The 7,195-nt window shown below is 36.2% G+C and carries 9 protein-coding genes; 4 read left to right on the top strand and 5 right to left on the bottom strand.

The window, feature by feature from the left end:
- Nucleotides 1-148: 148 nt before the first annotated feature.
- Nucleotides 149-343 (top strand): hypothetical protein, encoded by a 195-nt coding sequence (locus tag V7112_RS02605; RefSeq protein ID WP_438823853.1) that lies wholly within the window; start codon nucleotides 149-151, stop codon nucleotides 341-343.
- A 79-nt stretch (nucleotides 344-422) separates the two neighbouring features.
- On the opposite strand, the gene V7112_RS02600 is transcribed toward V7112_RS02605, so the two are convergent.
- Nucleotides 423-506, bottom strand: a complete 84-nt coding sequence (locus tag V7112_RS02600; RefSeq protein WP_121447089.1) for a YjcZ family sporulation protein — start codon at nucleotides 504-506, stop codon at nucleotides 423-425.
- Between the two features lie 305 nt (nucleotides 507-811).
- Here V7112_RS02600 and V7112_RS02595 point away from each other — a divergent pair, with 305 nt between their 5' ends.
- The gene (locus V7112_RS02595; RefSeq protein ID WP_335414990.1) at nucleotides 812-1,684 is read left to right on the top strand and encodes a peptidylprolyl isomerase; all 873 of its coding nucleotides are present in this window, start codon (nucleotides 812-814) and stop codon (nucleotides 1,682-1,684) included.
- A 47-nt stretch (nucleotides 1,685-1,731) separates the two neighbouring features.
- On the opposite strand, the gene V7112_RS02590 is transcribed toward V7112_RS02595, so the two are convergent.
- The 4 genes from V7112_RS02590 to V7112_RS02575 form a co-directional block, all read right to left on the bottom strand.
- The gene (locus V7112_RS02590; protein ID WP_335414987.1) at nucleotides 1,732-1,929 is read right to left on the bottom strand and encodes a sporulation YhaL family protein; all 198 of its coding nucleotides are present in this window, start codon (nucleotides 1,927-1,929) and stop codon (nucleotides 1,732-1,734) included.
- A gap of 119 nt (nucleotides 1,930-2,048) precedes the next feature.
- Complete coding sequence (locus V7112_RS02585) at nucleotides 2,049-2,567, bottom strand: tryptophan transporter (protein ID WP_335414984.1); 519 nt, start codon at nucleotides 2,565-2,567, stop codon at nucleotides 2,049-2,051.
- A gap of 119 nt (nucleotides 2,568-2,686) precedes the next feature.
- The gene (gene serC / locus V7112_RS02580) at nucleotides 2,687-3,769 is read right to left on the bottom strand and encodes a 3-phosphoserine/phosphohydroxythreonine transaminase (RefSeq protein WP_335414981.1); all 1,083 of its coding nucleotides are present in this window, start codon (nucleotides 3,767-3,769) and stop codon (nucleotides 2,687-2,689) included.
- A gap of 382 nt (nucleotides 3,770-4,151) precedes the next feature.
- Entirely contained in the window at nucleotides 4,152-4,577 is a 426-nt protein-coding gene (locus V7112_RS02575; RefSeq protein ID WP_335414977.1) for an HIT family protein, read from the bottom strand.
- Between the two features lie 617 nt (nucleotides 4,578-5,194).
- Here V7112_RS02575 and V7112_RS02570 point away from each other — a divergent pair.
- On the top strand, nucleotides 5,195-5,935 hold the full coding sequence (locus tag V7112_RS02570; RefSeq protein WP_335414974.1) for an ABC transporter ATP-binding protein: 741 nt from the start codon (nucleotides 5,195-5,197) through the stop codon (nucleotides 5,933-5,935).
- Entirely contained in the window at nucleotides 5,928-7,157 is a 1,230-nt protein-coding gene (locus tag V7112_RS02565; RefSeq protein WP_335414972.1) for an ABC transporter permease, read from the top strand. The genes V7112_RS02570 and V7112_RS02565 overlap by 8 nt, the downstream gene beginning before the upstream one ends.
- Nucleotides 7,158-7,195: the final 38 nt, after the last annotated feature.

Raw genomic sequence — 7,195 nt, 5'->3', positions numbered from 1 at the left:
GTGGCAACGTCTTTGTGACCCACCTCGTGCGGGCCTAAAAAAATCGGGCGCAAATGCGCCAAAGGCGCATTTGATTACAAGGGGTGCTAAAATAAAGCTAAGACTCTAGGTTTATTAAGATTTTTATATGCTAAAGGCGCATTTGACGATGGGGGGATTAGGAGTGATCTTATTTTATATTCCATTTGCTATATTTATTTTGTTTTACATTAACCAAATGACTTTCCGGCTTTGTGAGCAAAAAGAAATTCCTGATGACCGCCAGCCAAAAGTATATCGAACAATTAATATTTTAATTACCATTTTACTTATTTCCTCTTATGTGGAGGTCTTGTTTACGTAAAAATGGAAAAAAGGATGACCGGAGTTTGGTCATCCTTTTTCATTTGTGTAAATTTAATGGTTTACACTTTGTTCTTTTCTTAGAACCAAGCAGCACCAACGATGATTAATAGGATGAATAACACTACGATTAGCGCAAATCCACCTGCGTATCCGTGACTCATAATAACACCTCCATTTTTCTTAATACGCTATTTTATGCGAAATCATTTGTGAACGAATAGGCATTTGTCTTGCCTTTAGGAATTCTTTTTCACATTTACCTAAAGTTCTGAACCTTTGAAGGCAAAAGCCTTTTATTCAGTTCACTATATCCTATTCCCAAAAAGCCTAGCTGACTGTGCGAATGTCCTATATTTTTGGATAACTTTAAAGAAATGTTTTCTTTCTCTTTTAAAAGTATGTTATAGTAATTTTTGTAGCCTTGGACAAACCGCATATAAAAATGGATATAGTAGGAGTGTGTATAATGAAAAAATCAATAATTGCTCTAACGGCGGCAGTAGGTATTTTTGGCTTAAGTGCATGTAACAACGCCGACGATTCAGCAGTGCTTGTCGAAACAAAAGCCGGAAACGTCACAAAAGAAGACTTATATGATGCAATGAAGGATCAAGCGGGTGCTGTTATCCTTAAAGATTTAGTTTATACAAAAGTGTTATCTGAGAAATATGAAGTAACTGATAAAGAATTAGACGCAAAATATGAGGAAATGCAAGCTGCTTTAGGAGCTCAATTTGATGCAATCGTTCAGCAAAATGGTGAGGAGTTTGTGCGTGAACTTTTAAAATCTGACATGCTAAAAGAAAAAGCTGCTATAGATGCCGTTGAAGTGAAAGAAGGCGAAGTGGTTAAAGCAAGCCACATCTTAGCAAAATTTCCTGTTAATCCAGGTGAAGAAGTAACTGAAGAACAAAAGGCAGAAGCAAAAAAGAAAATCGAAGAAGCAAAGGCAAAGCTTGATAGTGGTGAAAAGTTTGAAGATGTAGCGAAGGAATATTCTGATGATGCTACTGCTCAAAATGGTGGGGACCTAGGCTGGTTCGGAAAAGGACGTATGGTTCCTGAATTCGAAGAAACTGCATTTGCTCTTAAAGAAGGCGAAACAAGCGATATTATCGAATCACAATATGGTTATCATATTATTAAAGTAACTGGAACAGTTGCAGACTTCGATAAGAAGGATCAAGAGCAGAAAGATGAAATCCGTAAAGCTTTACTTCAAGCAGACCAAACAGGAACTACTCTTCAAAAAGCTTTAGACAAAGCAGTTAAGGATGCAGATGTAAAAGTGAAGGATAAAGAATTTAAAGATTTATTTAATACTACAAGTGCAGAATAAGAGAAGGGACCGTTTATTGATGAACGGTCCTTTTTACGTACCTTTTTTTACATGGCTTCTGGTTTATTCATTCGTTTTGAGCGTCTTTCTTTTTCGTCGTGCATTCGTTCGATGTAAACATTACCTTCCTGCTCAATAAACGAGTCATCAATCTTCTTTTCCTCTTTCGTTGTTCGAATCACCATATATGCACTAAAAAGAACTCCAAATAACGCCACATATACAAACCACGGTACTGATAACATCTCAATCCACTCCTTGTCCCACTTTTTACTTCTACTATATGATGAAATTTGAATAGATATCACTAGAATTAAAAAAAGGGTGCGCGACTAATGTGTCGAACACCCAGTAAAAAATTTGATTATGCACTTACTGTAAAATTTGTACGTTTTATGATTTGTTGTGCAATTGGATAAATAATAGCCATTGCTATTATACCCATTACCGTTGTTGGAAGGACTACACCTAGGAACAATCCGATAAATGTTCCAGGAAGACCAGCAACGATAAGTGCAACACTCAAGAAAACAATGCCAGAAACTAGAATTCCTACAGCAGTGACTGCACATATCATGACTAATGACTTGGTATACTTTCTAGCAGCAATGAAAATACCATAGAATACGAATGCTGAAATTACCTTATCGAATGGGCTCGCAATTTGGCCACCTGGGAAACCAGTTGTCAATGCTGAAATTACACCAGCGACAAGTGCAACAAGCAATACATATTTCTTTTCTGGAAATAGGATAATTCCTAAAAACATCATGACCAATAATAAGTCAGGCTTCATTCCAAGGTATATCGGTGGCATTACCGCATGTAGAACAGCACCCATTCCAATTAATAATGATAATAGTACTAAAACCTTTGTATTCATTTCTCATCTCTCCTCAGCTTTACTAAGCTATATTTTTTGGATTTTCCAATAGTGCACTCATTGCCTATCGCGAAAATCTTATCTTTCATTATATCAGACTATTAACCTATTTCAAAGTTTTAATTTTCTGATTTAAAGGCCTTCATAAATGAAGCAAGTGCTTCAACAGATTCGTATGGTATCGCATTGTAGATGGATGCACGGCAGCCACCGATTGAGCGATGTCCACTTAAACCAACAAAACCTTTTTCCTTCGCTTGGGCTAAAAACTTTTTCGTAATCTCATCACTCGGAAGTGTGTAGGATACGTTCATAATGGAACGACTGCCTTTTTTGGCATGAGCTTTATAGAAACCATCTGATTCGTCAATTGTTTGGTATAAAAGTGCTGCTTTTTCATTGTTTTTTGCTTCAATTGCAGGCACTCCACCTTGTTCTTTTACCCATTCAAGTACAAGTGATAGCATGTAAATTGAAAAAGTTGGTGGCGTATTATAAAGAGAATCTGATTTAACATGAGTATTGTAATCCAACATGGTTGGTAGATTGCTATTGCCTTGATTTAATAAGGAATCCTTAATGATTGCAACAGTTACTCCAGAAGGACCTAGATTTTTTTGTGCACCTGCATAGATCATCCCAAACTGTTCTACATTGATTTCTCTGCATAAAATGTCACTAGACATATCTGCAATTAATGGAACATTCGTAAAGGCCGGATACTTTTCCCATTGCGTTCCATAAATTGTATTGTTAGATGTAATGTGAACATAAGCAGAGTTGGTAGAATGGTTGTTTATGTCTATTTCAGGGATGTAGTTGTATTTTTCTTCTTTACTAGATGCAATTATATTTGTTTCGCCTAATTTGTTTGCCTCATCAAGTGCTTTTTGAGACCAAGAACCAGTTAATATGTAGTCAGCTGTTTTACCCGGTGTTAAAAAATTCATTGGAATCATTGAAAATTGTAGGCTAGCGCCTCCTTGTAAAAACAACACCTGGTAATCATCTGGAATACGTAATAGGGAACGTAAATCAGAAATGGCTTGTTGATGAACATGGTCATATTCCTTACTGCGATGGCTTAATTCCATAACAGACATGCCGGTTCCTTTGAAATTGAGCAGTTCAGCTTGTGCCCGCTTTAAGACTTCTAGTGGCAAAGCAGAAGGACCAGCATTAAAATTGTAAGCTCGTTGCATTGTTGATTCCTCCAATTTTTTTGTGTCTAGCTACAGGCGCCATCGGCTCTATGGTCTAGCCAATCGCTTCTGAAGGTAGAAGTCACCTTCTGTCAGCGCTCGTCTTATGCTTGACTTGCACAGGACAAGAAAGGCTTCGGGAGCATAATCATCGCACGAAGAAAATGCATAGCATTTTCGAGGAAGTGCTGACATCGACGTTCGCCACAGGACGTGGCGGTAGTTAGTCGATGTTCCCCAATCCGGGCGCCTTGCGCTTTTCTTTTTGCTTTAGTTGAATAAAGCTATCTTATCACGTTTTCGGGAAAAAAAGAGTGGATTTTTTCGAAAAATATCGAAATTACGCAAAAAAAGACAAGACGTGAAGTCTTGCCCGTAACGGTTAATTTTGGATTGCTTTTGATATCGATGAAGCGATATTTTGTAAATCATCACCTGTATATTGATTTTCATGTGACTTCCATACGATGCCAAATCCATCGCCTTTTCCATAACGTGGAATGAGGTGAAGATGGAAGTGGAAGACAGATTGTCCAGCCTGTTCACCATTATTTTGTAAAAGGTTCATCCCGATTGGATTGAATTCTTTTTTGATTGCATTTGCAATGGATGGAACAACTTCAAAGATTTGTTGGGCGGTTTCAGGTGTTAATTCGAATACGTTTTCTTTATGTACTTTTGGGATGACAAGTGTATGGCCTTTTGAAACCTGACTGAGGTCTAAGAAGGCATATACATGTTCATTTTCGAATACTTTAGCACTTGGGATATCTCCTTTGATAATTTTGCAAAAAATACAATCACTCATTTATGTCCATTCCTTTCAAAATTCACTTAATAAATAATATTTTATCATAGGCTTCAAAGATGTAAAAATTTTCATGTCCACAATAATTCGAACGAAGAAACAGGATGCGATCGCAAAGGATGCATCCTGTTCTCGAAGAAGGCTTAAGTTAAAAGGTTTACGGTATCTGCGATAAACACCTCATTTTTTTAGGAATGAAAGTCTTTATCTAATGGAGTGAGTCAAATCCGTGGTTCAAGCGGACCATCCCCTTGTCTTTTATATATAAGTTTTTTTACGACTTATATTTCGACTAGGTAGCCTTTAACAAACACCTCATTTACAAAATAATGTTATTTTGCTATTTGGTCATTTGTTTCGAACTCACTTTTCCCTCACATTTCCCAAAGTAACCATCCCCTTATAACAGGTGTAAAAAGCTGTCGTCTAAAACAAGGATATTGTCTTTAACAAACACCTCATTCCAGGTAGATGATTAACATCAAGGCTTTTTTCTTGCCCTCTTCAAAAATTAGTATGGCTCATTCTCAAACGTTTATACAAACTTTTTAACTATGTAAAATTAGCAAATTTTGATATGATATAAAGAAATATAAATGGTAAGAAGGGAGCTTTACATGGCACTATTAGAGATAAAAAATCTAACAGGTGGATATACACAAAATCCAGTTCTAAAAGATGTTTCCTTCCAAGTCAAACAAAGTGAAATTGTAGGATTAATCGGTTTAAACGGTGCAGGGAAAAGTACGACAATTAAGCATACCATTGGTCTAATGGAGCCGAAAAAAGGGTCCATTCGAATCAATGGAAAAACGATTCAAGAGGATATGGAAGCTTACCGATCTATGTTTAGTTTTATTCCTGAAACACCGATTCTTTATGATGAATTGACCCTCTATGAGCATCTAGAATTAACCGCAATGGCTTATGGGTTAGATAAAAAAGTTTTTGAAGAAAGAGTACAACCCTTATTAAAAGAATTTCGAATGGAAAAAAAGGTGAAGTTCTTTCCTTCCCATTTTTCAAAGGGAATGAAGCAAAAGGTGATGATTATGTGTGCCTTTCTTGTTGAGCCCGACCTTTACATTATTGATGAGCCATTTGTTGGATTAGATCCCCTTGGTATTCAATCCTTATTAGAATTAATGAACAAAATGAAGAATCAAGGAGCAGGTATTTTAATGTCGACCCATATTTTAGCGACAGCTGAAAGATATTGTGATTCCTTTATCATTTTACATAACGGGAAAGTAAAAGCTTCTGGAACATTAGAAGATCTCAGGCAGCAATTTAAAATGAAGAACGCTACACTTGATGATATATATATCAGCCTAACAAAGGAAGAAGAAAATGATTGATATCAAAGAATTATGGAGTAAGCGTCAAATCCAGCATTTTAAGGAAATCAGCCGTTATTTACGTTATATGTTAAATGACCATTTATTGATTGCTCTCCTCTTTTTAGGAGGAGGAGGAGCATACTATTATAATTTTTGGCTGCAGGATGTTCCAAAGGATTTTCCGTATGCCATTATCATTGCGCTTGTTTTAGGACTCATTTTAACAAGTAGTCGTATTCAAACCTTGGTGAAAGAGCCTGACCTTGTTTTCTTATTGCCGGTTGAAAAGAAGCTAAGTCCCTATTTTCAAAAGGCATTTTGGTACAGTCTGTTTTCTCAAATTTATTTATTGTTGATTGTATTTGCGGTGTCAGCACCATTGTATCTTGCAGTTACAGATAAAACCTTTTCGTCTTTAGCAGCGATTTTTATCATTGTATTATTGGCTAAAGCATGGAACCTCCTTATGACATGGTTTACGCAACATTACACGGAAAGCTCGACTTATTACACAGACATCGTGATCAGGCTGTTCTTAAATATCGTTTTGATGTATTTATTATTTTCCGGCGCATCGATTCTTTTTATCGGTAGTATTGCAGTCATCATGATTGGCTTACTCCTTTATTTTCAAAAGGCAGTTGAAAAAAAGGGGCTAAAATGGAATACATTAATCGAGTTAGAATCAAAACGAATGCTGACCTTTTACCGGATCGCGAATTTGTTTACGGATGTTCCGAAACTAAAGGAACGAGTAAAAAAGAGGGCATGGCTTAACTGGGTTACAGGATTTATCTCATACTCTAAGAAGAACACATTCCGCTATCTTTACACACGTACATTTTTACGGACAAGTGACTATTTGGGTATGTATGTAAGGCTAACGATTATTGGAGGATTAATCATTTACTTCGTCCCATTTGAATATGGAAAAGCCTTTGTCATGATATTATTTCTTTACTTAACAGGTTACCAACTCATTACATTATGGAGACACCATAGCTTAAAAATCTGGGTTCGATTATACCCAATAAGCGAGGAAATCAAGTTAGCTTCTTATTTACAGTTTTTATTTCAACTACTTGTCGTTCAATCTGTTATATTTACCGTAATTTTGCTAATAACCGCAAAAACTACGACAACGTTCATATTATTGATAGCAGGACTTGTGTTTGTCTATCTATTTGTATTTATTTATACAAAAAGGAAGGTACGTAAGCTTGACCGAAAGTATGGCTAATAAATGAAACCTTTTCTTTGTTTACACGTAGAAATACT

The sequence above is a fragment of the Bacillus sp. JJ1566 genome, from assembly GCF_036962685.1.
In the GTDB taxonomy this organism is placed as follows: Bacteria; Bacillota; Bacilli; order Bacillales; family Bacillaceae_L; genus Ferdinandcohnia.
This window is presented reverse-complemented; position numbering and strand designations above follow the sequence as displayed.

What these genes read in the sequence shown, in the direction of transcription:
- V7112_RS02585 (WP_335414984.1), bottom strand. Translation starts at nt 2,567, where the DNA reads ATGAATACAAAGGTTTTAGTACTATTATCATTATTAATTGGAATGGGT.
- V7112_RS02570 (WP_335414974.1), top strand. Translation starts at nt 5,195, where the DNA reads ATGGCACTATTAGAGATAAAAAATCTAACAGGTGGATATACACAAAAT.
- serC (WP_335414981.1), bottom strand. Translation starts at nt 3,769, where the DNA reads ATGCAACGAGCTTACAATTTTAATGCTGGTCCTTCTGCTTTGCCACTA.
- V7112_RS02605 (WP_438823853.1), top strand. Translation starts at nt 149, where the DNA reads ATGGGGGGATTAGGAGTGATCTTATTTTATATTCCATTTGCTATATTT.
- V7112_RS02600 (WP_121447089.1), bottom strand. Translation starts at nt 506, where the DNA reads ATGAGTCACGGATACGCAGGTGGATTTGCGCTAATCGTAGTGTTATTC.
- V7112_RS02575 (WP_335414977.1), bottom strand. Translation starts at nt 4,577, where the DNA reads ATGAGTGATTGTATTTTTTGCAAAATTATCAAAGGAGATATCCCAAGT.
- V7112_RS02565 (WP_335414972.1), top strand. Translation starts at nt 5,928, where the DNA reads ATGATTGATATCAAAGAATTATGGAGTAAGCGTCAAATCCAGCATTTT.
- V7112_RS02595 (WP_335414990.1), top strand. Translation starts at nt 812, where the DNA reads ATGAAAAAATCAATAATTGCTCTAACGGCGGCAGTAGGTATTTTTGGC.
- V7112_RS02590 (WP_335414987.1), bottom strand. Translation starts at nt 1,929, where the DNA reads ATGTTATCAGTACCGTGGTTTGTATATGTGGCGTTATTTGGAGTTCTT.